Origin of the sequence: Bacillus cereus group sp. BfR-BA-01408 (genome assembly GCF_022663305.1) — a bacterium.
Taxonomy (GTDB): domain Bacteria; phylum Bacillota; class Bacilli; order Bacillales; family Bacillaceae_G; genus Bacillus_A; species Bacillus_A pacificus.
In genome coordinates, this window is sequence record NZ_JAKUFF010000299.1 from 1 (window position 1) to 227 (window position 227).

The window sequence follows — 227 nt, forward strand, 5'->3', positions numbered from 1 at the left end:
TTCTGCCTGAGCTTTAGCTGCTTCACGAGCTTTAGCTGCTTCCTGAGCTTTAACTGCTGCTTGAGCTTCAGCTTCTGCCTGAGCTTTAGCTGCTTCACGAGCTTTAGCTGCTTCTTGAGCCTTAGCTTCTGCTTGAGCTTCAGCTGCTTCTTGAGCTTTAGCTTCTGCCTGAGCTTTAGCTGCTTCACGAGCTTTAGCTGCCTCTTGAGCTTTAGCCGCTGCTTGAG

Annotated in this window: 1 protein-coding gene; it reads right to left on the minus strand. The window is 50.2% G+C overall.

Annotated features, from left to right (window positions below; genetic code table 11):
* Positions 1-227, minus strand: a 227-nt coding sequence (locus MR083_RS28375; RefSeq protein WP_242270141.1) for a hypothetical protein, incomplete at both ends; no start/stop codon positions are given.